Source organism: Pseudomonas sp. ASL7 (assembly GCF_056680375.1).
The window spans coordinates 4,350,014-4,374,213 of the sequence record NZ_CM155279.1; the positions used below are offsets into that span (position 1 = coordinate 4,350,014).

Below are 24,200 nucleotides of genomic sequence, written 5' to 3' on the forward strand. Positions count from 1 at the left end.
AAATCGAGATGAGCGAATACTCCCTCTTCACCTCAGAGTCCGTGTCCGAAGGGCATCCGGACAAAATCGCCGACCAGATTTCCGATGCGGTGCTGGACGCCATCATTGCTGAAGACAAGTTCGCCCGCGTGGCGTGCGAGACCCTGGTAAAAACCGGTGTGGCAATCATCGCCGGCGAAGTCACCACGTCGGCCTGGGTCGATCTGGAAGAGATCGTGCGTAACGTCATTCTGGATATCGGCTACAACAGCTCCGATGTCGGCTTCGACGGTGCCACTTGCGGCGTGATGAACATCATCGGCAAGCAGTCCCCTGACATCAACCAGGGCGTTGACCGTGCCAAGCCTGAAGATCAGGGCGCCGGCGACCAGGGCCTGATGTTCGGCTACGCCAGTAACGAAACCGACGTGCTGATGCCAGCACCGATCACCTTCTCGCACCAGCTGGTTCAGCGTCAGGCCGAAGCCCGTAAATCCGGCCTGCTGCCTTGGCTGCGCCCGGACGCCAAGTCGCAAGTGACTTGCCGTTACGAAGGCGGCAAGGTTGTCGGTATCGACGCCGTTGTTCTGTCGACCCAGCACAACCCTGAAGTGTCCTACAAAGACCTGCGCGAAGGCGTGATGGAGCTGATCGTCAAGCACGTACTGCCTGCCGAACTGCTGACCAAAGACACCCAGTTCCACATCAACCCGACCGGCCAGTTCATCATCGGCGGCCCGGTAGGCGACTGCGGTCTGACCGGCCGCAAGATCATCGTCGACAGCTACGGCGGCATGGCCCGTCACGGCGGTGGCGCATTCTCCGGTAAAGATCCATCGAAGGTTGACCGTTCGGCAGCCTACGCCGGTCGTTACGTGGCCAAGAACATCGTCGCTGCCGGCCTGGCCGAGCGCTGCGAGATTCAGGTTTCCTACGCGATCGGTGTCGCTCAACCGACTTCGATCTCGTTGAACACCTTCGGCACCGGCAAAATCAGCGACGACAAAATCGTCAAGCTGGTTCGTGAAGTGTTCGACCTGCGTCCATACGCGATCACCACCATGCTCGACCTGCTGCACCCGATGTACCAGGAAACCGCGGCGTACGGCCACTTCGGTCGTACCCCGGCCACCAAGACTGTGGGCGACGACACGTTCACCACCTTCACCTGGGAAAAAACCGACCGCGCCGACGACCTGCGTTCGGCTGCCGGCCTGTAATACCTCCCCGGCGGTACCAAAAGCCCTGCACGGTTCTCCGTGCGGGGTTTTTTATTGGTCTCGCCTTACACCGTGTCGCCGCCTTCGCGAGTAGGCTCGCTCCCACAGGGGAATGCGGTCAAATGTGGGAGCGAGCCTGCTCGCGAAGAGGCTCGCCCAGTCATCTGCCACATCCAGCAAAACACCTACACTTTGCACCACCCAATACTGACCTAGCCTTTAAGCACCTACCTGAGCAAGGACGCTCTCGATGCTCCCCTACCTTCGCCTGTTTTTCGCCCTTCTGCTGACATCGCAAACCGCCAACGCCACCGACTGTCCCGACTGGCCACCCGCCAGGGCTCTGGACGAAATCAAAGCCCTGCAAAAGCAAATCGACATTTGGGACGACAGTTATCACCACCGTGGCCGCTCATTGGTCGCCGACGAACTCTACGATCAGTCCCGCGCACGGCTGACCGAATGGCGTGAGTGTTTTGACTTGGGTCTGGCGCCTGAACCATTGCGCACGGCTGCCGGCAACATCACCCACCCCATCGCTCACACAGGTCTGGAAAAACTGCGCGATGGTCCAGCGGTCGAGCACTGGCTGCGTGGCCGCAAGGACATCTGGGTACAACCCAAGGTCGACGGCGTGGCCGTGACGCTGGTCTATCGCCACGGCTTGCTGCACCAAGCCATCAGTCGCGGTGACGGGGTGAAAGGACAAGACTGGACCACCTCGGCGCTGCTCATCCCGACCATCCCCCGGCAACTGGCGCAACCGCTGGACTTACTGGTGCAAGGTGAACTCTATTGGCGCCTGACCGACCATGTACAAGCCGCGGCCGGCAGCCTCAACGCCCGCTCCACGGTGGCCGGCCTGATGGCCCGCAAGCGACTCAACGCTGAGCAAGCCGCCGGTATCGGGTTGTTTATCTGGGATTGGCCACAAGGCCCGGCCCATTTGCCCGCCCGGCTGGTGAGACTGGATGAACTGGGCTTCCCGAGTACCGTTGCGTACAGTCAGCCGATCAAGGCATTTGCCGAGGCTGAACACTGGCGCGATCACTGGTATCGCTCACCCCTGCCCTTTGCCAGTGACGGTGTGGTCCTGCGCCAGAGCCAGCGCCCCTTGGCTGAACGCTGGCAGGCGAAAGCACCTTACTGGGCCATCGCCTGGAAATACCCCTTTGCCCAGGCGCTGGCCGAGGTGCGCAACGTTGACTTCAAGATCGGTCGTACCGGACGGATCACACCGGTGCTGGACCTCAAACCTGTAACGCTCGATGACCGACAGATCAAGCGTGTCAGCGTCAGCTCCCTGCAACGCTGGAAGGCCTTGGATATCCGTCCCGGTGATCAGGTGTCGATCAGCCTGGCGGGACTGACCATTCCAACGCTTGACGGGGTCGTTCTACGCGCCACCGAGCGCCCTGAATTGAACGTCCCCGTGGCCGCCGACTTTCATCATTTAAGCTGTTGGCAGCCGACACCCGGGTGCGAGAGCCAATTTCTTGCGCGACTGACCTGGCTCAGCGGTAAACAGGGGCTGGCTTTGCCTCATGTCGGCCCCGGTACGTGGGAGAAACTTTTCGCAACAGGCCATCTGAATGGCCTGCTGGATTGGTTGACCCTCGATGCTCAAGAGCTTGGTAACATTGACGGCTTCGGCGAACGCAGTACCGCTCGCCTTTTGAACAGTTTCAACAGTGCCCGACAACGCCCATTCATTCGCTGGCTCAAAGCCTTGGGTTTGCCACCGACGGGTCAGGCACAGCTTGCCGATTCCTGGCAGGCGCTGGCGCAACGAAACACCGAACAATGGCAGGCTGAAGCCGGCATCGGTCCTGGACGCGCGGCGCAATTGAGCGCATTTTTCCGCGACCCACAGGTCCTGGCCTTTAGTGAAATATTGCGTGTGGCGGGTGTCGACGGTTTTAGCGATCGATGATGCCCGCTTACCCGGGAACCCAATGGTAGCGATGGGCTCAAACAGCTCATCGCCCTATCGACCTGATTGCCTTTTCACATGGAGCTTTTATGAAATTTCTTTCACCGCTCGCCCTGCTGGCTCTTTGCAGTGTGATAGCCGCACCGCTGATGGCCGGCGAAGAGGCTCCGGGGCTGACCGGGTGTGCTGCCAAGAAGCAGGGCATCATCAATCAGATCGAACTGGCCAAATCCCACGACAACGCCGATCAGCAGGCAGGCCTGGAAAAGGCCCTGAGTGAGGTGACCGCCCACTGCACCGACGCTTCCCTGAAAAAAGAACGGGAAAACAACGTGCTTGATGCCAAGCACGACGTCAGCAAGCGTCAGGCGGATCTCGACAAGGCCATGAAAAAAGGCGACCCCGACAAGATCAACATGCGCAAAGACAAACTCGCCGAGGCCCGTAAGGAGTTGCAGGACGCGCTGGATGAGCTGGATAAGTAACCTTTAAAAGATCGCAGCCTGCGGCAGCTCATGTCATGCGTACCCCTGTAGGAGCGAGCTTGCTCGCGAAGGGCTTGAGATCAATGCGTTTACTCAGGAAGAACGCATTATGGTTAACGACCCTCGCGAGCAAGCTCGCTCCTACAGGGGTACGCATGACATGTAGGAGCTGCCGAAGGTTCGGGCCGCGCTCGGACGATCTTTTAGCAATCAATGATCCCGAAACTGTTTATGGCACGCACTGCAGGCATCTTCGACCTTCTGCACCGCAGGCCCCAGATTACTGGCCTTGTAAGGCTCCACTTTGCTGGTCATCACCAACTCACCGGTAGCGCCTTCAAGGTTGCGGGCCATTTCCTGGAAGCGTGCCTGTTGCTGCCACACGTTATCCTTGGCGCTGGTGTGATCTTCTTCGCGCACCTGCGGGAAATGTTTCCAGGGTTCATGGGACAAGGCGTCAAGTTTCTCGGCGCCTGCTGCGAATTTCGGGCCGTCGAACGGAATGCGGCCACGTAACATGCCGCCAAGGTCTTCACCGGTCTTGAGCATTTGCTTGAAAATAGCCTTGCGCTGACCCAACGGCGAATTAGGGTCGACGCCGCCGCAAGCAGACAATGTCAGGCAGGCCAGCAATACAACAGAAAGTTTTTTAAGAGTCATGGCGGCTTCAGGTCACGGGAACGGCGATCAGTATCCCCGCGTCATCGGCAAAGACCAATAGCCCTATTAACAACACGGGTTGTTTGAACGCATGGAGCACTCAGGCAACCGACAAAGGAATTACTCCATGAACAGCCGTCTCAAGGCATGGCGTCACAGCCTGGCCTGGACCCTCCCGATGGTAGCCGTGCTTGCAGGCTGCACCGGTGGTGACAACAACAAACCCAAAACCCACGCCCTGGCCACCTACTCCAGCGCCACGTGGGAAGCGCTTCCGACCGTATCCGACAATGACCTGGTGGCTGGCTTCGGCTCATGGCGCAGTGCCTGCGCCCGACTCAAGGCCGACCCGGTCTGGGGCTCGACCTGCGCAGCGGCCGCCAATGTGCCGCAAACCGCCAATGACATTCGCGGCTTCCTCAAACAGAACCTCGACGTCTACGGCCTGCGAGCCGCCAACGACAATCCCAACGGGTTGATCACCGGTTACTACGAGCCGGTCTACCCCGGCAGCCTGACGCAGACCAATGTCGCGAATATCCCGGTGTACGGCGTTCCAGAGGACATGATCATTGTCTCGCTGGACAGCCTCTACCCCGAACTCAAGGGCAAACGCCTGCGCGGTCGACTCGAAGGTCGTGTGCTCAAGCCTTACGACGATGCGGCAACGATTGAGTCCAAAGGGGTCAAGGCCCCGGTCGTGGCCTGGCTGACCGATCCGATGAACCTACAATTCCTGCAGATCCAGGGCTCGGGGCGCATCCAGCTCGACGATGGTCATCAGTTGCGCATTGCGTATGCCGATCAAAACGGACATCCGTATCGACCGATTGGTCGCTGGCTGGTGGACCAGGGTGAACTGAAGAAAGAAGACGTGACCATGGGCGCTATCAGCGCCTGGGCCAAAGCCAATCCGACGCGCATCCCGGAACTGCTCGGCAGCAACCCGAGTTACGTGTTTTTCACCCGCAATCCCGACAGCAACGAAGGGCCGCGCGGTTCGCTGAACGTTCCACTGACCGCCGGTTATAGCGCGGCCGTGGATCGCAAAGTGATTCCGCTCGGCAGTCTGTTGTGGTTATCCACAACTCGCCCGGACGGTACTGCACTGGTTCGCCCCGTAGCGGCTCAAGACACCGGCGGCGCGATTGCTGGCGAAGTACGAGCGGATCTGTTCTGGGGCACGGGTGAGGCGGCCGGGCAATTGGCCGGAGACATGAAACAGCAGGGGCAGATCTGGATGTTGTGGCCCAAAGGTTCGGCATTGCCGCAAGTGCCGCAGGTGGCTGACAAGCTTTAAAGTCAAAAGATCGCAGGCTGCGCCAGCTCCTACAGGGATCGAAGTGACGACACGATCCCTGTAGGAGCTGACGAGTGAAACGAGGCTGCGATCTTTTGATCTTAAATAGACACAAAGAAGAAACAGACAATCAACCCCAGCCCCACACCCCACACCAGCGACCGCAAAATCGCCCAGTCCGCCAGGTAGCAAATGATGTACAGCAACCGGCTGGTGATGAACAACACCGACAACACATTGATCGTCACCAACTCGGCATTGCCGGCCAGATGCGCGACGATCACTGCCGCCGCGAACGCCGGGGTCACTTCAAAACTGTTCAGTTGCGCCGCATGTGCGCGTCGACCCCAACCATTCAGTGACTCGAGAAAGTCCCGGGGGTCATGGTTGTCTTTCAGCCCAAACCCGCCATTGACCCTGGCGATGACCGCGCAGAGGTAGGGCAGGAAAATCGCGATCAAAATGCACCACAGAGCAACCGTCATAAAGCCGTCCTTTCTTCACGTTTAGACATTCGAATTCAAGTCAAAACTTCATCACCAGCATGCCAACCAGCACCAGCCCACAGGCTAAGAGCCGTGGTCGGCCGAAAGGTTCTTTCAGGAAGCGCATGCCGAACAGCACCACCAGGATCACGCTGATCTCGCGCAATGCCGCCGCTTCGGCAATCGAGCCCAACTGCATGGCCCATAGCACCAGAGCGTAGCTGAACAACACGCAAAACCCGACCGCCAACCCCAATCGCCACTGCTCACGCCAAAACAACATGAAGGCCGGGCGCTTGCTCACCCATGCCAGCAACGGGAACGGCCAGGCACTCAGCAGCGTGACCCAGACCAGATAGTCCAGCGGGTGCGACCAGCGCCGCAACGCCTGGCCATCGATGAAGGTGTAGCAGCCAATGCACAAGCCGATCAGTGCCACCACCGGCAGCATCGACCATGGCAAGCGCGCACCGCCGCCGCCCTGCCAGAGCAGGCACAACATGCCGAAGGGAATCAGCAGAATTCCGAAGATCTGCTGATTCGTCAGCACTTCCCCGGCAAAGACCAGCGTCAGCGCCAGCACCACCAAGGGCGACAAACCACGCATCAGCGGATAGACCAGCCCAAGGTCGCCAACCCGATACGCCTGGATCAGCAAATAGCGATAGAGCAACTCGAACGCCGCCGAAGCTAGAATCCACGGCCATATGTCGATTGGCGGCAACGCCACGAACGGCAACATCACGGCGACGAAGAGCATCGCCACCGTGTCCATGCAGGCCACCACCAGCAGCCGCTCGGCGCTGAATTTGATCAGGGTATTCCACGCCGCGTGCAACAGCGCCGCCACCAACACCAATGCTGTTGCAAGCACGGCACACTCCTTTTATGTCCCCACAATCCCCCCTTGTAGGAGCGAGCTTGCTCGCGATGGACGTCAGCGCGCCGCGTTCAAACAGCAAACACGCGTAATCGTTGACGCCCATCGCGAGCAAGCTCGCTCCTACAGGGACCGTGTGGAGAATTGATTCGCCATAAGTCAGTAGCTGTTTATACTGCACGCGACCACGCCGCACTCAGTTGCACACAGACTAATTCCAATAATTTTTGCCCCTGCCCGCTCTCGTCGAGAAGGGGCAATGGCATGCGTATGCCTGATCAAAGCGTCAAGACTACCGACAGAGACCTCTCGCATGCCACTCGCTTTGCTTGCCCTCGCTGTTGCCGCGTTCGGCATCGGCACCACTGAATTCGTCATCATGGGCTTGCTGCCCGATGTCGCCCGCGACCTTGCGGTGAGCATTCCTCACGCCGGACTGCTGATTACCGGCTACGCCCTGGGCGTGGTGTTCGGCGCGCCAATCCTCGCGATCGGCACCGCCAACATGCCGCGCAAAGCGACGCTGCTGGGCATGACACTGATGTTCATCCTCGGCAACATCCTGTGCGCCCTGGCCCCCAACTACGCCACGCTGATGGCCGCGCGAGTGGTCACCGCGCTGTGTCACGGCGCATTCTTCGGCATCGGCTCGGTGGTCGCCGCCGGCTTGGTGGCGCCGAACAAGCGGGCCCAGGCGATTGCCATGATGTTCACCGGCCTGACCCTGGCCAACGTGCTCGGCGTGCCATTGGGCACGGCGCTTGGACAATACGCAGGCTGGCGTTCGACGTTCTGGGCAGTGTCAGTGATTGGTGTGATTGCGGCGATCGCGCAGTGGGCCTGGCTGCCAAAGGACATTGCGATGGACAAAGCCAACCTGGCCAGCGAGTTCAAGGTCCTGGGCAAGGTCAACGTGTTATTGGCGCTGGGCATGAGCGTGCTGGCGTCGACGAGCCTGTTCAGCGTGTTCACGTATATCGCGCCGATCCTGCAGGACATCACCGGCGTCAGTCCCCATGGCGTGACCATTATGCTGCTGTTGTTCGGCGTGGGTTTGACGGCGGGCAGCATGCTGGGCGGACGACTGGCGGACAGTCGGCTGCTGCCTTCGCTGGTGGGCATGGCGCTGGCCGTGATGGTGGTGTTGGCCGCGTTCACGCAGACCAGTCACTCGGTCATTCCGGCAGCAATCACCCTGGTGCTGTGGGGGATTTTCGCCTTCGCCCTGTGCCCGATCCTGCAGCTGCTGATCATCGATCAGGCCCACGAGGCGCCGAACCTAGGCTCGACGTTGAATCAGAGTGCCTTCAACCTCGGTAATGCCGCAGGTGCGTGGATCGGCGGATTGGTCGTCGCCAGTGGCGCGGACCTGGCGGACTTGCCCTGGACCGGCGCGCTGGTCAGTGGATTGACCGTACTGAGCGCGCTGTACTTTATCTATCGGCAACGTCGCGTTGTAACGTTGGCCGAGATGCCCGGCTGAACCGGGAGGCAGAACCCGGTTCAGAAATCTGCTTTGAGAGTCTGGGCATCGGAGACACGTGTTGTGCGAATACTTTCCGGACCGTATAGCCGATTAGCCAACACTTCCTAAAAGGTTCGAGCTAGAGCCTTTTAGATCATTCCCCAAGTATCTTGCGCGAGTTCATTGCCAAATGCTGCGCAAAGCTCAGACGCTCCCGAACTCGCCTAAAGTGTCGCTTCCCCGATATTCCTCAAGGAAGAGACAACCATGATCACTCCCACCAGCAGCCAACCGATTTCGACGCGCCTTTTGACCGTCCCGAACCATAGGGCTCAAGCGTCATCTGCCGATCCGGCAGGCGATGATTGGGGTGATTTCATGAAGGGAACATCACACGTCGGTCAGGGCCGGTCTGAAACGCTCGTGAACTCGCTGACGGAACGAGGGTTGTCGATCCACCGTTACGAAAACGGCGTAGTCGATGTAAGCGTAGAGAACCCGAAATTCAAGGTTGTCATCTGCGGAGGTGGCGGCAAAGGGGCTGCCCTTTCAGGATTCCCGGGCGCGGCAAAAGCACATCAGGCCCATATTGAGAGTTACTCCGGCTCGTCGGCAGGAGCCATTGCCGCCGCCTTTCTGGCCAGCGGCATGGACGACGCCAGCTTCGATAAAATGTCGGACGAAACCAACCTACTAAAACTGCTCGACAGTCCCAACAAGATTCTGGGGACGATTCAGGATGTCAGCACCGCCGTGGGTAAGGGCTTGGCGAAGATCCCCGGCAAAGCGGGTTCCATCGCCCAACTGCTGTTCGACCTGATACCTCGGCTTAACTCTGAAGCCGTGCCACTCGAAATACTGATCCGGGAAAAGACCGTTGAATCGATCAATACGCTCTACAGCGACGCCCTCAATGATCCACAGCGACAGCTTTCGGATGCCACCCATGCGAGAGTCAAAGAATTAACAACCAGAGGTCATGTCACGTTCGCCGACCTCGCGGCATTGAGCCGGGACATGCCTGAAATCAAGCCGCTGCACATCACTGGCACGGCCATGTTCGACGGGCGAACTCAACTGGTGGTGTTCAACGCCGATTTAACCCCGGACATGGATATTGCACGTGCGGCCCATATTTCAGGTTCGTTACCCATCGTTTTCCATAGCCCTTCACAAGATGAACTGCCCTTCCAGGCTAATGGTGAGCACACCCGCTTCAAAGATGGCGGAATCATGCTCAACACCCCAGTTCCGGAGATCTACGAACCTCAATTTCCCATGAGCGCAATTCCCGAAAGCGAACTGTTGATTCTCAAGTTCCAGACCGAGAATGGCGGCGAGAAAAAAGATCGAGGTACGTCTTTTTCCGTCTTGGTCGACAAGTTTCTCGGCGCGCCTTACAAGGCTCGGGACGCACAGGAAGCTGATCGCCTCAAGTCGCTTGAAAAGTACACCGTCACCGTTCCCCTGAAGACCGAAAAAGGGAACTTCACCGGCATGTTGAATGGCACAGTCAACTTCAACATGCCGCCGGACATCAAAAACCATCTTCAGCAGGAACTGAATATCGAAGTCGACATGCACCTGGCCAGTCGTAAACGAAATCACGAAACTTACAGTTTCAACTCTATCGTCGGTGCACTTTTGGCCCTCGATGATCAATTGTTTGACGTTGCGGTACTTGAACTGAAAGACGATCCAGCCTCTGAAGCTGTCATCACCTTCCGCCAGCAAGCTCAAGTCGCACTCGCGGATTTGCAGCAAGAGCTAGTACACGCAAAAGCCCTGTCGCCGGACAAGCTGGAACTTACCAAAGACATGATTCAGGCAATCCGTCGCCTGGATGACCTCGGCAACACTTCGGGGAAAATCGATTGGCTGGCGAAAAAACTCAACCATGGAAACGTCCCGGATTACATGGAGCTGCTTCAGGCCGTTAAACGCATGGATGCCGGAACAACAGAGTCAAGGTCCGCTGTTTTGACCAAGGCGATCGAAGAAATGGGCACCCGCGACATCATCACCAAAAGCGAAAACTTCATTCGCGAAGTGATCTACCCCTCCTTGTACCGTCTTGACCAGCCTGATTCGAACGTCAAACTGTTAAACGGAGCAATCGCCGACTTGCGAGAAACCACGAGTGCCACGGGTTACAACACAGTACTCAATCGGATTGCCGATCAGTACGTCTCACGCAACTTCCCGACCTCGTCGCGTCCTTTCAACTCGACAACGGTCGATCAAGCCCGGGCATGGCTGATCCCTGGCTGATAACCGCAGACTCCTGACCGGTCGGGCGAGCGCTGAAGCCTCGCCCGACTACTTAGCGATCGTCAGGCGCCTGTTCAGTCTTGTTTCCCTGGCTTTTCGGCGGCCCGCTCTCGCTACGAATTTGCGCATGGCTGATCAGCGCGAAGATAAAGCTGCCGCCGACGATGTTCCCCGCCAATGTCGGCCCGGCGAACACCAGCCAGAAATCCTTCCAGGGCAACTCGCCGGCGAACACCAGATACGAAACCTCGGCCGACCCGACCACGATATGGGTGAAATCCCCCAACGCCATGAGGTAGGTGATGAGGATGATGATCCACATCTTGGCGCTCTCCATGGACGGAATCATCCAGACCATGGTGGCGATCATCCAGCCCGATATGATGCCTTTGGCGAACATCTGGCTGGCGTCGTTCTCCATGATCTTGCGCCCGATGCCGAGGAAAGCCAGGTCGGTTTTACTGTCGAATATCGGCAGGTGCAGCATCACGTATGCCACCAGCAACGTGCCACAGAGATTGCCCACCAGCACTACCGACCACAGCCGTATCAGCCGACCGAAATTACCCAAAGTAGGCTTGGTCATGACCGGCAGCACCGCCGTCAGTGTGTTCTCGGTGAACAATTGCTGGCGGGCGAGAATGACGGCGAGAAAACCGGCGCAGTAACCAAAGCTGGCGATCACCTTGAACGCGTCACCGTCCGGCAGGCGGGAGTTGAGCAACCCCATGGCCATCAGCGACAGGCCCATGGTCAGGCCGGCGGCCAGAGCCGACCACCACAGCGCGGCGACACTGCGCGCCAGTTCCTGGTCGCCCTGAGTGCGGATGATTTCATGCAATACAGCCGCGCGCGGCGGCTGACTCTTCTCGACTTCGTGCTGCTCTTGCGCCGAGAGGTTCGGGGTCTTGCCGTCTTTTGGGGCGTCCATAGAGCTCCTGAACCTGTGGCGTGTCATTTAGGTACGACACGTGCGGTTCGGCGCTGTTCACTGCCCCCGTTAAATCATCGGTGACGGGTAGACCGCTTTCGCGAGCAGGCTCGCTCCCACACTTGATCTTCAGTGAACACAGACTTTGTGTACGACCGAGATTAAGTGTGGGAGCGAGCCTGCTCGCGAAGGGCGCACCACGACCTCAGTCGTGGATACCATCATCCTGGAACTGGTCTTTGAGGTATTTGATCTCGGTCCGGCCGTGAGCGGCGGGCAAGCCGTCTTCACCCAGGTTGACGAAGACCATTTTCTCCACCGTCAGGATGCTCTTGCGGGTAATTTTGTTGCGCACTTCGCAGGTCAGCGTGATCGAGGTGCGACCGAACTCGGTGGCGGTGATGCCCAGTTCGATGATGTCGCCCTGGCGCGAGGCACTGACGAAGTTGATTTCGGAAATGTACTTGGTGACCACGCGCTGGTTGCCCAACTGAACAATGGCGTAAATAGCCGCTTCTTCGTCGATCCAGCGCAGAAGGCTGCCGCCGAACAGTGTGCCGTTGGGGTTGAGGTCTTCGGGTTTTACCCATTTGCGGGTGTGGAAATTCATATTCACTCCTGAGCGTCTTGCCGGATGATGGTGGGCATCATGGCAGAGCCCGACCTGGAGCTCTATCAAGCATCGACTATGGTCTCGATTACCGTTCAGAGATTGACCTGCAGAAAGGCTTTGGAAGATCCGCATAGCCCGCTATAATCGCCCCCGTTTCAAAACGGTAACGTTCCATTGATACCGTTTTCCCGCCACCTGTCCGAGGGGCGCTGCAGCAGGTATTCCTGTCAGGCTCGGATGGGGCGTTGCCTGGTCGTCATCGACCAGACACTAAACGCACAACGGCGCCCATTCGCATACATTACGAATGGAGGCTCATCATGAGCGCTGTTATCACGCCTGCAGATTTTAACGATTACAAAGTGGCCGACATGTCCCTGGCTGCCTGGGGCCGTCGCGAAACCATCATCGCCGAATCCGAAATGCCAGCCCTGATGGGTCTGCGCCGCAAGTATGCCGGTGAGCAGCCGCTCAAAGGCGCCAAGATTCTCGGCTGCATCCACATGACCATTCAGACTGCCGTGCTGATCGAAACCCTGGTTGCCCTGGGTGCCGAAGTGCGCTGGTCGTCCTGCAACATTTTCTCGACTCAAGACCAGGCCGCTGCCGCTATCGCCGCTGCCGGCATCCCGGTTTTCGCCTGGAAAGGCGAGACTGAAGCCGAGTACGAGTGGTGCCTGGAGCAAACCATCCTGAAAGATGGCGCGCCTTGGGATGCCAACATGATCCTCGATGACGGCGGCGACCTGACCGAGCTGCTGCACAAGAAATACCCGGCGATCCTGGACCGCGTTCACGGCGTGACCGAAGAAACCACCACCGGCGTTCACCGCCTGTTGGACATGCTGGCCAAGGGCGAGCTGAAAATCCCGGCCATCAACGTCAACGACTCGGTGACCAAGAGCAAGAACGACAATAAGTACGGCTGCCGTCACAGCCTGAACGATGCGATCAAGCGCGGCACCGACCACCTGCTGTCCGGCAAACAAGCGCTGGTCATCGGTTACGGTGACGTGGGCAAGGGTTCCGCTCAGTCCCTGCGCCAGGAAGGCATGATCGTCAAGGTTTCCGAAGTCGACCCGATCTGCGCCATGCAAGCCTGCATGGACGGTTACGAATTGGTTTCGCCGTTCATCGACGGGATCAACAACGGCACCGAAGCCAGCATCGACAAAGCGCTGCTGGGCAAGATCGACCTGATCGTGACCACCACCGGCAACGTCAATGTTTGCGACGCGAACATGCTCAAAGCCCTGAAGAAGCGCGCTGTTGTCTGCAACATCGGCCACTTCGACAACGAAATCGACACCGCTTTCATGCGCAAAAACTGGGCATGGGAAGAAGTGAAGCCACAGGTACACAAGATTCACCGTACCGGCCCTGGCGCTTTTGACGCTCAGAACGACGACTACCTGATCCTGCTGGCTGAAGGCCGTCTGGTTAACCTGGGCAACGCCACAGGTCACCCAAGCCGCATCATGGACGGTTCGTTCGCCAACCAGGTCCTGGCTCAAATCTTCCTGTTCGGCCAGAAGTACGCCGACCTGTCGCCAGCCCAGAAAGCCGAACGCCTGACCGTTGAAGTACTGCCGAAGAAACTCGACGAAGAAGTGGCCCTGGAAATGGTCCGCGGTTTTGGCGGCGTTGTGACTCAACTGACCAAGACCCAGGCCGATTACATCGGCGTGACCGTCGAAGGTCCGTTCAAGCCGCACGCTTACCGTTACTGATAGGCCGGCTCTCCTTATGTAGGAGCGAGCTTGCTCGCGATGAACGTTAACGATAACGCGTACTGTCTGGATAAACGCGTTGCTTTCACGTCTTTCGCGAGCAAGCTCGCTCCTACACAGGGAGATTGGCGGTTTGGCCGGCCTGGCCGGTTTTCGTCTTTCCAAGGATATGACCATGTCCCAAGACCGTCGCTACAGTTTCGAGTTCTTCCCTACGAAGACCGACGCTGGGCATGAAAAACTGCTCGCCACTGCCCGTCAGCTGGCGACGTATAACCCCGACTTCTTCTCCTGCACCTATGGCGCTGGCGGTTCGACACGTGATCGCACCCTCAACACCGTGTTGCAACTCGAAAACGAAGTCAAAGTGCCTGCCGCACCGCATCTGTCTTGCGTAGGCGACAGCAAAGATGACCTGCGCGGCTTGCTGGCTCAATACAAAGCAGCCGGCATCTCGCGCATCGTTGCCCTGCGCGGTGACCTGCCTTCCGGCATGGGCATGGCCAGTGGCGAAATGCGTCACGCCAATGACCTGGTTGAATTCATTCGTGAAGAGACCGGCGATCATTTCCACATCGAAGTAGCGGCTTACCCGGAGATGCATCCACAAGCGCGCAATTTCGAAGACGATATCGCCAATTTCGTGCGCAAGGCCAACGCCGGCGCCGACAGTGCAATCACCCAGTACTTCTTCAACGCCGACAGCTACTTCTACTTCGTCGAGCGTGTACGGGCGATGGGCGTGAACATCCCGATCGTGCCGGGGATCATGCCGATCACCAACTACAGCAAGCTCGCGCGCTTCTCCGACGCCTGCGGTGCGGAAATCCCGCGCTGGATCCGCAAGCAGCTGGAAGCCTACGGCGACGACACCCAGAGCATTCAAGGCTTTGGTGAGCAAGTCATCACCCAGATGTGCGAACGCCTGCTGCAGGGTGGCGCTCCAGGGCTGCACTTCTACACGCTGAACCAGGCCGAGCCGAGCCTGGCGGTGTGGAACAATCTGAAGTTACCGCGCTAATAGCCGTTACCCCCAAGATCAAAAGATCGCAGCCTTCGCCAGCGCCTGTGTTGAGTATGTTGACTCTCTGCAGGCACTGCCGAAGTCTGCGATTTTTTGCTTTTCACGCCCGCACCAGAGCGTCTGAATCCAACTTCTGGCTCTTTCCGATTTCTCGTCGTAATCTCAAGCCATGCCTTTGATCGCGCAGTTTTTGACCGTATTTCTTTTCGCTTGCCTGAGCTTCGCCGCCCGTGGCGAGAAGCTGCGCATTGTCACCGAGCCATGGGCGCCGTACGTGTACGAAGAAAACGGCAAAGCCCAGGGGCTGGACTACGAAACCACCACCATCGTTTTCGCACGCCTGGGCATCGAAGTGGAATGGCAGTTCCTGCCATGGAAACGTTGCCTGTCGATGCTTGAGCAAGGTCAGGCGGATGGCGCACTCGATATTTTCCACACCGATGAACGCGATGCGACCCTGCTTTATCCAGGCGAACCCCTGTCGGAAGTCGAATTCGTGATGTTCTATACCAACGAGCATCCCCATCCGTTCCGCACCCTCGACGAACTGCGCGGCCTCACTATTGGTACCTCGCCAGGCTATTTGTACAGCAACGATTTCAGCGAATCGACGCTGTTCACCCGTGAGCCGGCGCCGAGTCATGAAGCCAACTTTGGCAAACTGCTGCGCGGGCGGATTGACCTGCTGATCACCGACCGCCGGGCGGGTCAGCACTTGCTGGACGAATTGGATATCCGCAACAAAATCTCCGAAAACCCAACGATCATCAGTCAGAAAAGCCAGTATCTCGCCTTGCGCCGCAATGCGGGGATGGACTTGTTGGTGCAGCGTTTTGGCGCTGAACTCAAACGCTTCAAGCGCGAGCCTGCCTACGCCGAAATGAGCGCGCGTTATGGTGCCGAGCCGGTGATCGGGGTGAACCCCGCAAGGGACACCACCGCCAGCGGAAAAACCGTTGAGCAGCAGGAAAGCAGCGCACAGTGATTGCTCTGTTATACTCCGGCCTTCCCGCCAGGCTCACGCCCGGACGCTCGGACTCGTTCAAGGCATCTCGACCCCGCTACAGCGCAGCTTTTCAGCCCGCGCGAGCACTCCAGATGAGCCTTCGAGGCCCAGCAGGACCGGACGGGATTGCGTCCTCTTAAACGCTATTCGCGCCAGGCAAGACTCCCATTGGGCCAAGCCCTAACTAAAACAGGATTACTCATGTCCTTTGCTTCCCTCGGTCTCTCCGAGGCTTTAGTCCGCGCCATCGAGGCAGCGGGCTATACCGAGCCTACTCCGGTGCAACAGCGGGCCATTCCCGCCGTGTTGCAAGGTCGCGACCTGATGGTCGCGGCTCAGACAGGTACTGGTAAAACCGGCGGCTTCGCCCTTCCGATCCTGGAACGGTTGTTCCCCAACGGTCACCCGGACAAATCCCAGCGTCACGGCCCGCGCCAGCCGCGCGTACTGGTCCTGACCCCTACTCGCGAACTCGCAGCGCAAGTGCACGAGAGCTTCAAGGTCTATGCTCGTGACCTGAAGTTCGTCAGCGCCTGCATCTTCGGCGGCGTTGGCATGAACCCACAGGTTCAGGCCATGTCCCGCGGTGTTGACGTGCTGGTAGCCTGCCCGGGCCGCCTGCTCGACCTCGCCGGCCAAGGCAGCGTCGACCTGTCCCACGTGGAAATTCTCGTGCTGGACGAAGCCGACCGCATGCTCGACATGGGCTTTGTCCATGACGTGAAGAAGGTCCTGGCTCGCCTGCCGAGCAAACGTCAGAACCTGCTGTTCTCGGCGACCTTCTCCAAAGACATCACCGACCTCGCCGGCAAGCTGCTGCACAACCCGGAACGCATCGAAGTCACGCCGCCGAACACCACAGTCGAGCGTATCGAACAGCGCGTCTTCCGCCTGCCAGCCAACCACAAGCGTTCGTTGTTGGCGCACCTGATCACCGCTGGCGCCTGGGAACAGGTGCTGGTGTTCACCCGCACCAAGCATGGCGCCAACCGCCTGGCCGAGTACCTGGACAAACACGGCCTGAGCGCCGTCGCGATCCATGGCAACAAGAGCCAGAACGCCCGCACCAAAGCCCTGGCCGATTTCAAGGCCGGTGAAGTGCGCATTCTGGTAGCCACCGACATCGCCGCTCGCGGCCTCGACATCGACCAGTTGCCACACGTGGTCAACTTCGAGCTGCCGAACGTAGACGAAGACTATGTTCACCGCATCGGCCGTACTGGCCGTGCCGGTCGTTCGGGCGAGGCGATCTCGCTGGTGGCTCCGGACGAAGAAAAACTGCTGAAAAGCATTGAGCGCATGACCAAACAGAAGATTGCCGACGGCAACCTGATGGGCTTCGATTCCAGCGCTGTGGAAGCCGAGAAACCTGAAGTTCGCGAGCGTCCGGATGTGCGTAACCCGCGCAACCCACGCGGCCCGCGCGGCGACGGTCCGAACGGCAGCGGTGGTGGCGGCGGTCGCAAGGACAAAGGCAAAGACAAAGGCGGCAAGGAAAAACCTGCTGCCAGCGGTCGCGGTGAACGCCCGGCACGTGAGCAGAAGCCACGCGAAGGCACTCCGGCCCGTGAACAACAGCGTCCGGCGCCACGCGCAGCCGCTGATCGTGCCCCGGACGAGTTCCTGGACGACGACATCGATAACTTCGGTAACCGCGTCGATTACGTGCCGCAGGCCAAACCTGCTCAAGGTCGTGGTCGCCGTCCGGGGGCTCCGGCCCAAGGCGCAGCAGCCGGCGCAGGCGCTCCGCGCACCGGCGGCAAGCCACAGGGTCGCCAAAGCGGTCCGCGCAGCAGCGATGGCGCTACCACCGGCACTCCGCCGGCCAAACGTAGCGGCCCACGTAACGGTGCTCCGCGTGATGGTCAGGCCCGTCGCGAAGAAGGCCGTAACCGTCGCCCGGCACGTGATGATCAGCCACGTTCGGAACCGGCTGTGCAGAACCCGCGCGGTCCGGCACCGAAGATCATTCACAAGGAGTCGAAAACCGACCGTTTCCCGACTCCCGAGCAACTTGATCAACTGCCAGGCCGTCCTCGCGGCGAAAAACCAGCGTTGCTGACACGCAATCGCTGAGTTTTTGAAGTCATCAAAAATGCCCCTGATCGCAAGATCCGGGGCATTTTTTATGGCTGACGAAACCCCCTGTAGGAGCGAGCTTGCTCGCGAAAAAGCAGAGGGCAACGCGTTTATCCAGAAAGCGCGCGTTATCGTTAACGTCCATCGCGAGCGAGCTCGCTCCTACAACAGTAGATTTGTCTGGCAATAAAAAACGCCCCGGATCGCGAGATCAGGGGCGTTTTTTGTGTCAGGCGCGAAAGTTACTTCGCTTTGACACCTTCAAACGTAATGTACAGATCAACAACATCGGACTGTGGCCCCAGGTCCATCATCGTGCCGAAATCAGAACGTTTGATGCTGGTAGTGCCCTCGAAGCCGGCACGGTAGCCGCCCCATGGATCCTTGCCTTCACCCAGGAAAGTGGCCTTGACCACGACTGGCTTGGTCACGCCATGGATAGTCAGGTCGCCGGTCACGTCGGCAGTGTCTTTGCCAGCGGCGTTTTTGCCGGTGGATTTGACGCTGGTGGAGACGAACTTGGCATCGGCGAATTTGCCCACGTCCAGGAAGTCTTTGCTGGAGATGTGCTTGTCGCGCTCAGCGTTGTTGGTGAACACGCTGGCGGTGTGCACATTGAACTCGATCTTGCTGTCTTCAGGCTTGGCCGCATCGAAGCTGAACTTGCCGTCGATGTCCTTGAAGGTCCCGGTGATGAAGCTGTAGCCCAAGTGGCTGATCTTGAAGTTGACGAAGGCGTGCTGGCCCTGTTTGTCGACGGTGTAATCGGCAGCCATCACGTTAGCGGACAGCAGCGCGGAACCGATTGCCAGAGCGGCGAGAGTCTTTTTCAACATGCTTTGTATTCCTAGTGAGTCAAATTTGAACGTCAGGCTTTGCGACCCAGCATTCGTGTCAGGGTCACATCACGATCGATAAAGTGGTGCTTCAATGCTGCCAACGCATGGAGGCCGGAAAAAATAACCAGTACCCACGCCAGGTAGAGATGAATCGCACCGGCGGTATCTGCCTGGTCCGGTAGTCCGGAAATCAGCGCAGGCACTTCAAACCAGTCAAACACCGGAATCCCGACACCTTCTGCGGTGGAAATCAGGTAACCGGCAATCATCACAGCGAACAGATTGAGATAAAGAAAGCCATGGCCGAACTTGGCGCCGAGGCGCGTCATGCGGCTGTAGCTTTGCAGTGTCGGTGGCGGTGGGCTGATGAAGCGCCACAGCACACGCAGCACCATGACCGCCAGCAGGATCAGCCCGATGCTCTTGTGGATATCCGGTCCAGCCTTGCGCCACGGGTCGTAGTAGCCGAGTCCGACCATCCACAGGCCCAGCGCGAACAAACCGAACACTGCCAGCGCCACGCCCCAGTGCAGGAAGATGCTGACCCAGCCGTAGCGGGCGGTAGAGTTACGTAGCTGCATTGCCTAGATCCCTGTGAGTGCTGGCCCAAGACTATCGATTTATCTATCGAATTAAAGCGGAAAATTTCGCTTTGAAATATCGAGAAATACGATAAAAAGTCTGAATCAGGTGAGTTAAGGAAAGATTAAAGGCGCCAAATTGTGAAAAAAAGTGAATACAAACCAAAGAACACCTGTATCGAAAGGTTTATTCGATTTTCTGCTCAGGTTTTTTTCCGGCAAGAAAAGCGCGGCCCTTGAGCCGCGCTTTTTACGCCTGAACGTTACTGAGCAGTGGTCTCAGTAGTCGCCGCCGGTTTGGCCGCCGGTTTCAGCCCAACATCACCAGCGCACAGGTGCGCTGCCAACCAGCAGACATTCAGCAAACTCCGGAAATACATGAGGAAATAGCAGCTTTACGAGTCAGACGACTCAAAGAACCGCGAAGGATACGTCAAGCTTCAGACACCCGGCAGCAACCTCTATCGACCTATACAAAGTACCTCAATTGACGCAATGGGTTGTCCCCGCGCGATGCATTGCATAGGCTTGCGCGATTGTTTGCCCGCCTGCATCGCGGGTAGCCTCGAGGAGACAGAAAATGGGCCTGAATAAACAGTGGATGGAACGCGATCTCGCGGTGTTGTGGCATCCCTGCACCCAGATGAAAGACCACGAACAGCTGCCGTTGATCCCGATCAAGCGCGGTGAAGGGGTGTGGCTGGAAGACTTCGAAGGTAAACGCTACCTTGATGCCGTCAGCTCCTGGTGGGTCAATGTGTTCGGTCATGCCAACCCGCGAATTAACCAGCGCATCAAGGATCAGGTCGATCAGTTGGAGCACGTGATCCTGGCCGGCTTCAGCCATCAGCCGGTGATCGAACTGTCCGAACGCCTGGTAAAAATGACGCCGGAAGGCCTGACTCGATGCTTCTACGCCGATAACGGCTCGTCCTGCATCGAAGTCGCGCTGAAAATGAGCTTCCACTACTGGCTCAATCGCGGCCAGCCGAACAAGAAGCGCTTTGTCACCCTGACCAACAGCTACCACGGCGAAACCATGGCGGCGATGTCGGTGGGCGACGTGCCGCTGTTCACTGAAACCTACAAGGCGCTGCTACTGGACACCATCAAGGTGCCCAGTCCCGATTGCTACCTGCGCCCCGAAGGCATGAGCTGGGAAGACCATTCGCGCCATATGTTCGCCGCCATGGAACAGACCCTGGCCGAGCACCACGACACTGTCGCGGCAGTGATCGTCGAGCCGTTGATCCAGGGCGCTGGCGGCATGCGCATGTATCATCCGGTGTATCTGAAACTGCTGCGTGAAGCGTGCGACCGCTACGGCGTGCACCTGATTCATGACGAGATCGCTGTCGGCTTCGGCCGCACCGGCACGATGTTCGCCTGCGAACAGGCCGGCATCCGCCCGGACTTCCTCTGCCTGTCCAAGGCGCTGACTGGCGGTTACTTGCCGCTGGCGGCGTGCGTGACGACCGACGATGTCTACAGCGCGTTCTACGACGACTACCCGACCCTGCGCGCCTTCCTGCACTCGCACAGCTACACCGGCAATCCGCTGGCCTGCGCGGCGGCACTGGCGACGCTGGATATCTTCGAAGAAGACAACGTCATCGAGAACAACAAGGCCCTGGCTCAGCGCATGGCCAGCGCCACCGCGCATCTGGTGGATCATCCAAACGTGTCGGAAGTCCGTCAGACCGGCATGGTGCTGGCCATCGAGATGGTCAAGGACAAGGCCACCAAAGAAGCGTATCCGTGGCAGGAACGTCGTGGCCTGAAGGTATTCCAGCATGCGTTGGAGCGAGGTGCTTTACTTCGTCCGTTGGGCAGCGTCGTGTATTTCCTGCCGCCGTACGTAATCACCCCGGAGCAGATCGACTTTCTGGCCGAAGTGGCCAGCGAAGGCATCGACATCGCGACCCGTGACAGCGTCAGTGTGTCGGTACCGAAGGACTTCCATCCGGGCTTCCGTGATCCGGGCTGATTGATTTCACTTGAGCTTTCTTGGTATCAGGGCTGACGTCTTCGCGAGCAAGCTCGCTCCCACAGTTGACCGAGTTCCCTGTGGGAGCGAGCTTGCTCGCGAAGACGTCGCCATGACCTTCACATGAATTACAGAGACCCCGCATGAGACTGTCCCGCTTCTTTATCGACGCTCCCTTGAGCACCGGCGAACACGAGTTGCCCGAGGCCCAGGCCCATTACATCAGCCGCGTGCTGCGCATGGCCGAGGGCGACGCGTTGCAGCTGTTCGACGGCTCGGGCCATGAGTTCAGCGCCACGCTGGTGGAAGTCGGCAAGAAGCGCGTTGTGGTGCAGATCGATGAAAGCTTTGCCGGCCAGGTCGAGTCGCCACTTGCAATCCATCTGGGCCAAGGCCTGTCCCGCGGCGAGCGGATGGACTGGGCGATTCAGAAAGCCACCGAACTGGGCGCCACTGAAATCACCCCGATCTTCAGCGATCGCTGCGAAGTACGGCTGAAGGATGAGCGGGCCGACAAACGCTTGATGCACTGGCGTCAGGTGGCGATCAGCGCGTGCGAGCAATGCGGGCGTTCACGCGTGCCGGTGATTCATCCGCCGCTGCTGTTGGCGGACTGGCTGAAGCAGACTCAAGCAGAATTGAAGCTGGTGCTGCATCCGGTGGCGGAGCCGTTGGTGGGTCATGCGAAACCGGCGACATTGGCGTTTCTGATTGGGCCTGAGGGTGGGTTGTCGGATGCAGAGGTTGATCAGGCCAAGGCTAACGGTTTCCATGCCGCCCGCCTCGGTCCTCGGGTGTTGCGCACAGAGACTGCGCCGGTAGTGGCGTTGGCTGTGGCCCAACAGCTTTGGGGTGACTTTTAGGGCCCTATCGCGAGCAAGCTCGCTCCCACATTAGATCGGCATGTTGCTGAAGATTTGTGAGTCACCACAAATCCCTTGTGGGAGCGAGCTTGCTCGCGATGGCCGTTACGCGGTCTAGAGGACATAAAACATAATCGCCACAAAGTGCAGCAAACTCCCGGCAATCACGAACAAATGCCAGATCCCGTGCGCATGCCGCAGGCGATGATCGAGGGCAAAAAAGATGATGCCGACGGTGTACAACACCCCGCCCGACGCCAGCCAGGCAAACCCGGTGCTGCCCAAGGCCGCCAGTAACGGCTTGACCGCCACCAACACGATCCAGCCCATCACCGCGTAGATCACGATCGACAGAATTCGCGCTTCCGAACGCGGCTTGATCTCTTGCAGGATACCGATCAGCGCCAGCCCCCAGACAATCCCGAACAAACTCCAGCCCCACGGCCCGCGCAACGTCACCAGGCAGAATGGCGTATAGCTGCCGGCAATCAACAAGTAGATCGAAAAGTGATCAACCTTCTGCATGATCGCTTTTTTGCGCCCGCGCACGCTGTGGTAAACGGTCGACGCGCTGTACAACACCAGCAAGGTAAAACCGTAAATCGCCACGCTGACGATTTTCCACGGACTGCCGTCGATACTGGCGGTCACCAGCATCCAGACCACCCCGACGCATGCCGCCACTGCCCCGACCAAATGCGTCCAGGCGTTCAATCTTTCCCCGTGATACATGTGCTGCTCCCTCAAAATCCAACACAACAGTGCGCAAGGCTCAGGCCTCAAGCGTAAAAGCGCAATGTTTCAGAACACAACTCCTACAAGAACCCACATACGTGCACAATCGAGCCATTCGAATAAGAGTCCGGCCCATGTTGATCGACGAAGAGTTGACCCTGAAAAAGCTCGAGGTGTTCCTGGCCTTCATGCGCACCGGCAATCTGGCCCGGGCCGCCGCCGAGTTGCAGACCAGCAACGTCAGCGTGCACCGCGCTATCCACTCTCTGGAGAGCGCCCTGCGTTGCCCGCTGTTCAAACACGAAGGCCGCAACCTGACTCCACTGGAGAGCGCTTATGTGCTGGAAGAGCGGGCGCAGAAGCTGATTCAGGACGTGGTCGAAACTGTGCGCCTGACGCGTGAAGCGGCCGGGTTCTCGGCTGAACGCTTCAAGCTGGGCTCGCTGTATTCACTGACGGTGAAGACCGTACCGCAGCTGATCATGGGCCTGAAGATCCGCCGCAGCGAGCTCAATATCGACCTGATCCTGGGGTCGAATTTCGACCTGTTCTACAAGCTCAAGAACATGGAAGTCGATGCGATCCTGGTGTCTCTGGACGACAGCGTAAACGACCCGGATTGCGAGCAGATTCCACTGTTTTCCGATGACATCTTTCTGGCGACCCCGGCGGATTCGAGCTTTGCCCAACGCACTGAAGTTGATCTGGCTGAAGTGCGCGATGAGACGTTTATCACCCTGACTCAAGGCTTCGCCACGCACCAGGACGGCAATCGGGTGTTCAAGCAGGCGGGGTTCGAGCCAAAGGTGGCCATGCAGGTCAACGACATCTTCACCCTGCTGAGCATGGTCAGCTCGGGCGTGGGTTATGCGTTGCTACCCGGCAGAATTGCGGCGGTGTATGAGAACCGGGTGAAGCTGATTCCGTTGCAGGAGCGGTACCGGTTGCAGCAGCACATTGGGGTGGTGTTCTTGAAGGCCAAGGAGCGGGATCCGAACTTGCTGGCGTTGCTGGCGGAGTGTCGGATGTATGCCCATCGGCAAGCCTGAGACCGCGGCGCCCCCATCGCGAGCAAGCTCGCTCCCACAAGGACGCCGCTGTACCTGTGGGAGCGAGCTTGCTCGCGATGGCGTC

21 protein-coding genes and 1 riboswitch are annotated in these 24,200 nt (G+C 58.7%); of the genes, 13 read left to right on the forward strand and 8 right to left on the reverse strand.

Going from position 1 to position 24,200, the window contains the following annotated elements; translation table 11 throughout:
- Nucleotides 1-8: 8 nt before the first annotated feature.
- The 3 genes from metK to AC1MDT_RS20130 all read left to right on the forward strand — a co-directional run bounded on the left by metK (nt 9) and on the right by AC1MDT_RS20130 (nt 3,617).
- A complete protein-coding gene (gene metK / locus AC1MDT_RS20120) occupies nt 9-1,199 on the forward strand; it encodes a methionine adenosyltransferase (RefSeq protein ID WP_084318509.1) in 1,191 nt (396 codons plus the stop codon).
- A gap of 250 nt (nt 1,200-1,449) precedes the next feature.
- Complete coding sequence (ligB, locus tag AC1MDT_RS20125) at nt 1,450-3,132, forward strand: NAD-dependent DNA ligase LigB (RefSeq protein WP_480418636.1); 1,683 nt, start codon at nt 1,450-1,452, stop codon at nt 3,130-3,132.
- 89 nt (nt 3,133-3,221) lie between these two features.
- Complete coding sequence (locus AC1MDT_RS20130; RefSeq protein WP_480418637.1) at nt 3,222-3,617, forward strand: DUF1090 domain-containing protein; 396 nt, start codon at nt 3,222-3,224, stop codon at nt 3,615-3,617.
- 210 nt (nt 3,618-3,827) lie between these two features.
- Here the strand turns inward: AC1MDT_RS20130 and AC1MDT_RS20135 are convergent, their stop codons facing one another.
- Nucleotides 3,828-4,277, reverse strand: a complete 450-nt coding sequence (locus AC1MDT_RS20135) for a c-type cytochrome (protein ID WP_480418638.1) — start codon at nt 4,275-4,277, stop codon at nt 3,828-3,830.
- A 127-nt stretch (nt 4,278-4,404) separates the two neighbouring features.
- Here AC1MDT_RS20135 and mltA point away from each other — a divergent pair, with 127 nt between their 5' ends.
- Nucleotides 4,405-5,577 (forward strand): murein transglycosylase A, encoded by a 1,173-nt coding sequence (mltA, locus tag AC1MDT_RS20140; RefSeq protein ID WP_480418639.1) that lies wholly within the window; start codon nt 4,405-4,407, stop codon nt 5,575-5,577.
- 101 nt (nt 5,578-5,678) lie between these two features.
- Here the strand turns inward: mltA and AC1MDT_RS20145 are convergent, their stop codons facing one another.
- Together AC1MDT_RS20145 and AC1MDT_RS20150 are read right to left on the reverse strand one after the other, a co-directional pair.
- Complete coding sequence (locus AC1MDT_RS20145) at nt 5,679-6,062, reverse strand: MAPEG family protein (protein WP_480418640.1); 384 nt, start codon at nt 6,060-6,062, stop codon at nt 5,679-5,681.
- A gap of 40 nt (nt 6,063-6,102) precedes the next feature.
- Nucleotides 6,103-6,936: an EamA family transporter gene (locus AC1MDT_RS20150; RefSeq protein WP_480418641.1), complete on the reverse strand. Its 834-nt coding sequence runs from the start codon at nt 6,934-6,936 to the stop codon at nt 6,103-6,105.
- 319 nt (nt 6,937-7,255) lie between these two features.
- Between AC1MDT_RS20150 and AC1MDT_RS20155 the strand changes: the two genes are divergently transcribed.
- Together AC1MDT_RS20155 and AC1MDT_RS20160 are read left to right on the forward strand one after the other, a co-directional pair.
- Nucleotides 7,256-8,425, forward strand: a complete 1,170-nt coding sequence (locus AC1MDT_RS20155; RefSeq protein ID WP_480418642.1) for an MFS transporter — start codon at nt 7,256-7,258, stop codon at nt 8,423-8,425.
- 249 nt (nt 8,426-8,674) lie between these two features.
- Nucleotides 8,675-10,678, forward strand: a complete 2,004-nt coding sequence (locus tag AC1MDT_RS20160) for a patatin-like phospholipase family protein (protein ID WP_480418643.1) — start codon at nt 8,675-8,677, stop codon at nt 10,676-10,678.
- A 52-nt stretch (nt 10,679-10,730) separates the two neighbouring features.
- Here the strand turns inward: AC1MDT_RS20160 and AC1MDT_RS20165 are convergent, their stop codons facing one another.
- Nucleotides 10,731-11,609 carry a formate/nitrite transporter family protein gene (locus AC1MDT_RS20165; protein WP_480418644.1) on the reverse strand — a complete coding sequence of 293 codons (879 nt, stop codon included), beginning with the start codon at nt 11,607-11,609 and terminating at the stop codon, nt 10,731-10,733.
- A gap of 205 nt (nt 11,610-11,814) precedes the next feature.
- The gene (locus AC1MDT_RS20170) at nt 11,815-12,219 is read right to left on the reverse strand and encodes an acyl-CoA thioesterase (protein ID WP_480418645.1); all 405 of its coding nucleotides are present in this window, start codon (nt 12,217-12,219) and stop codon (nt 11,815-11,817) included.
- 198 nt (nt 12,220-12,417) lie between these two features.
- A riboswitch (S-adenosyl-L-homocysteine riboswitch) is annotated at nt 12,418-12,519 on the forward strand.
- 23 nt (nt 12,520-12,542) lie between these two features.
- Between AC1MDT_RS20170 and ahcY the strand changes: the two genes are divergently transcribed.
- The 4 genes from ahcY to rhlE2 all read left to right on the forward strand — a co-directional run bounded on the left by ahcY (nt 12,543) and on the right by rhlE2 (nt 18,058).
- Nucleotides 12,543-13,952, forward strand: a complete 1,410-nt coding sequence (gene ahcY / locus AC1MDT_RS20175; RefSeq protein WP_033060420.1) for an adenosylhomocysteinase — start codon at nt 12,543-12,545, stop codon at nt 13,950-13,952.
- 175 nt (nt 13,953-14,127) lie between these two features.
- The gene (gene metF, locus AC1MDT_RS20180) at nt 14,128-14,973 is read left to right on the forward strand and encodes a methylenetetrahydrofolate reductase [NAD(P)H] (RefSeq protein WP_480418646.1); all 846 of its coding nucleotides are present in this window, start codon (nt 14,128-14,130) and stop codon (nt 14,971-14,973) included.
- A gap of 172 nt (nt 14,974-15,145) precedes the next feature.
- On the forward strand, nt 15,146-15,961 hold the full coding sequence (locus AC1MDT_RS20185; RefSeq protein WP_480418647.1) for a substrate-binding periplasmic protein: 816 nt from the start codon (nt 15,146-15,148) through the stop codon (nt 15,959-15,961).
- Nucleotides 15,962-16,183: 222 nt separating this feature from the next.
- Complete coding sequence (rhlE2, locus tag AC1MDT_RS20190; RefSeq protein ID WP_480418648.1) at nt 16,184-18,058, forward strand: RNA helicase RhlE2; 1,875 nt, start codon at nt 16,184-16,186, stop codon at nt 18,056-18,058.
- A 245-nt stretch (nt 18,059-18,303) separates the two neighbouring features.
- Here the strand turns inward: rhlE2 and AC1MDT_RS20195 are convergent, their stop codons facing one another.
- Nucleotides 18,304-18,897: a YceI family protein gene (locus AC1MDT_RS20195; RefSeq protein ID WP_480418649.1), complete on the reverse strand. Its 594-nt coding sequence runs from the start codon at nt 18,895-18,897 to the stop codon at nt 18,304-18,306.
- Nucleotides 18,898-18,929: 32 nt separating this feature from the next.
- Nucleotides 18,930-19,481 (reverse strand): cytochrome b, encoded by a 552-nt coding sequence (locus AC1MDT_RS20200; protein WP_480418650.1) that lies wholly within the window; start codon nt 19,479-19,481, stop codon nt 18,930-18,932.
- 580 nt (nt 19,482-20,061) lie between these two features.
- Between AC1MDT_RS20200 and AC1MDT_RS20205 the strand changes: the two genes are divergently transcribed.
- A complete protein-coding gene (locus AC1MDT_RS20205; protein ID WP_480418651.1) occupies nt 20,062-21,468 on the forward strand; it encodes an adenosylmethionine--8-amino-7-oxononanoate transaminase in 1,407 nt (468 codons plus the stop codon).
- A gap of 143 nt (nt 21,469-21,611) precedes the next feature.
- A complete protein-coding gene (locus AC1MDT_RS20210) occupies nt 21,612-22,331 on the forward strand; it encodes a 16S rRNA (uracil(1498)-N(3))-methyltransferase (protein ID WP_480418652.1) in 720 nt (239 codons plus the stop codon).
- Between the two features lie 114 nt (nt 22,332-22,445).
- Here AC1MDT_RS20210 and trhA read toward each other — a convergent pair whose 3' ends face one another.
- Nucleotides 22,446-23,063 (reverse strand): PAQR family membrane homeostasis protein TrhA, encoded by a 618-nt coding sequence (trhA, locus tag AC1MDT_RS20215; protein ID WP_480418653.1) that lies wholly within the window; start codon nt 23,061-23,063, stop codon nt 22,446-22,448.
- 137 nt (nt 23,064-23,200) lie between these two features.
- Between trhA and AC1MDT_RS20220 the strand changes: the two genes are divergently transcribed.
- Nucleotides 23,201-24,115: a LysR family transcriptional regulator gene (locus tag AC1MDT_RS20220; RefSeq protein WP_480418654.1), complete on the forward strand. Its 915-nt coding sequence runs from the start codon at nt 23,201-23,203 to the stop codon at nt 24,113-24,115.
- Nucleotides 24,116-24,200: the final 85 nt, after the last annotated feature.

Excerpts from the sequence above, each read along its gene's own strand:
- AC1MDT_RS20220 (WP_480418654.1), top strand. The coding sequence starts at position 23,201 with ATGTTGATCGACGAAGAGTTGACCCTGAAAAAGCTCGAGGTGTTCCTG.
- ahcY (WP_033060420.1), top strand. The coding sequence starts at position 12,543 with ATGAGCGCTGTTATCACGCCTGCAGATTTTAACGATTACAAAGTGGCC.
- AC1MDT_RS20185 (WP_480418647.1), top strand. The coding sequence starts at position 15,146 with ATGCCTTTGATCGCGCAGTTTTTGACCGTATTTCTTTTCGCTTGCCTG.
- metF (WP_480418646.1), top strand. The coding sequence starts at position 14,128 with ATGTCCCAAGACCGTCGCTACAGTTTCGAGTTCTTCCCTACGAAGACC.
- AC1MDT_RS20145 (WP_480418640.1), bottom strand. The coding sequence starts at position 6,062 with ATGACGGTTGCTCTGTGGTGCATTTTGATCGCGATTTTCCTGCCCTAC.
- ligB (WP_480418636.1), top strand. The coding sequence starts at position 1,450 with ATGCTCCCCTACCTTCGCCTGTTTTTCGCCCTTCTGCTGACATCGCAA.
- AC1MDT_RS20135 (WP_480418638.1), bottom strand. The coding sequence starts at position 4,277 with ATGACTCTTAAAAAACTTTCTGTTGTATTGCTGGCCTGCCTGACATTG.
- AC1MDT_RS20165 (WP_480418644.1), bottom strand. The coding sequence starts at position 11,609 with ATGGACGCCCCAAAAGACGGCAAGACCCCGAACCTCTCGGCGCAAGAG.
- AC1MDT_RS20200 (WP_480418650.1), bottom strand. The coding sequence starts at position 19,481 with ATGCAGCTACGTAACTCTACCGCCCGCTACGGCTGGGTCAGCATCTTC.
- AC1MDT_RS20195 (WP_480418649.1), bottom strand. The coding sequence starts at position 18,897 with ATGTTGAAAAAGACTCTCGCCGCTCTGGCAATCGGTTCCGCGCTGCTG.
- mltA (WP_480418639.1), top strand. The coding sequence starts at position 4,405 with ATGAACAGCCGTCTCAAGGCATGGCGTCACAGCCTGGCCTGGACCCTC.
- AC1MDT_RS20170 (WP_480418645.1), bottom strand. The coding sequence starts at position 12,219 with ATGAATTTCCACACCCGCAAATGGGTAAAACCCGAAGACCTCAACCCC.
- AC1MDT_RS20210 (WP_480418652.1), top strand. The coding sequence starts at position 21,612 with ATGAGACTGTCCCGCTTCTTTATCGACGCTCCCTTGAGCACCGGCGAA.
- AC1MDT_RS20155 (WP_480418642.1), top strand. The coding sequence starts at position 7,256 with ATGCCACTCGCTTTGCTTGCCCTCGCTGTTGCCGCGTTCGGCATCGGC.
- rhlE2 (WP_480418648.1), top strand. The coding sequence starts at position 16,184 with ATGTCCTTTGCTTCCCTCGGTCTCTCCGAGGCTTTAGTCCGCGCCATC.
- metK (WP_084318509.1), top strand. The coding sequence starts at position 9 with ATGAGCGAATACTCCCTCTTCACCTCAGAGTCCGTGTCCGAAGGGCAT.
- AC1MDT_RS20205 (WP_480418651.1), top strand. The coding sequence starts at position 20,062 with ATGGGCCTGAATAAACAGTGGATGGAACGCGATCTCGCGGTGTTGTGG.
- AC1MDT_RS20160 (WP_480418643.1), top strand. The coding sequence starts at position 8,675 with ATGATCACTCCCACCAGCAGCCAACCGATTTCGACGCGCCTTTTGACC.
- trhA (WP_480418653.1), bottom strand. The coding sequence starts at position 23,063 with ATGTATCACGGGGAAAGATTGAACGCCTGGACGCATTTGGTCGGGGCA.
- AC1MDT_RS20130 (WP_480418637.1), top strand. The coding sequence starts at position 3,222 with ATGAAATTTCTTTCACCGCTCGCCCTGCTGGCTCTTTGCAGTGTGATA.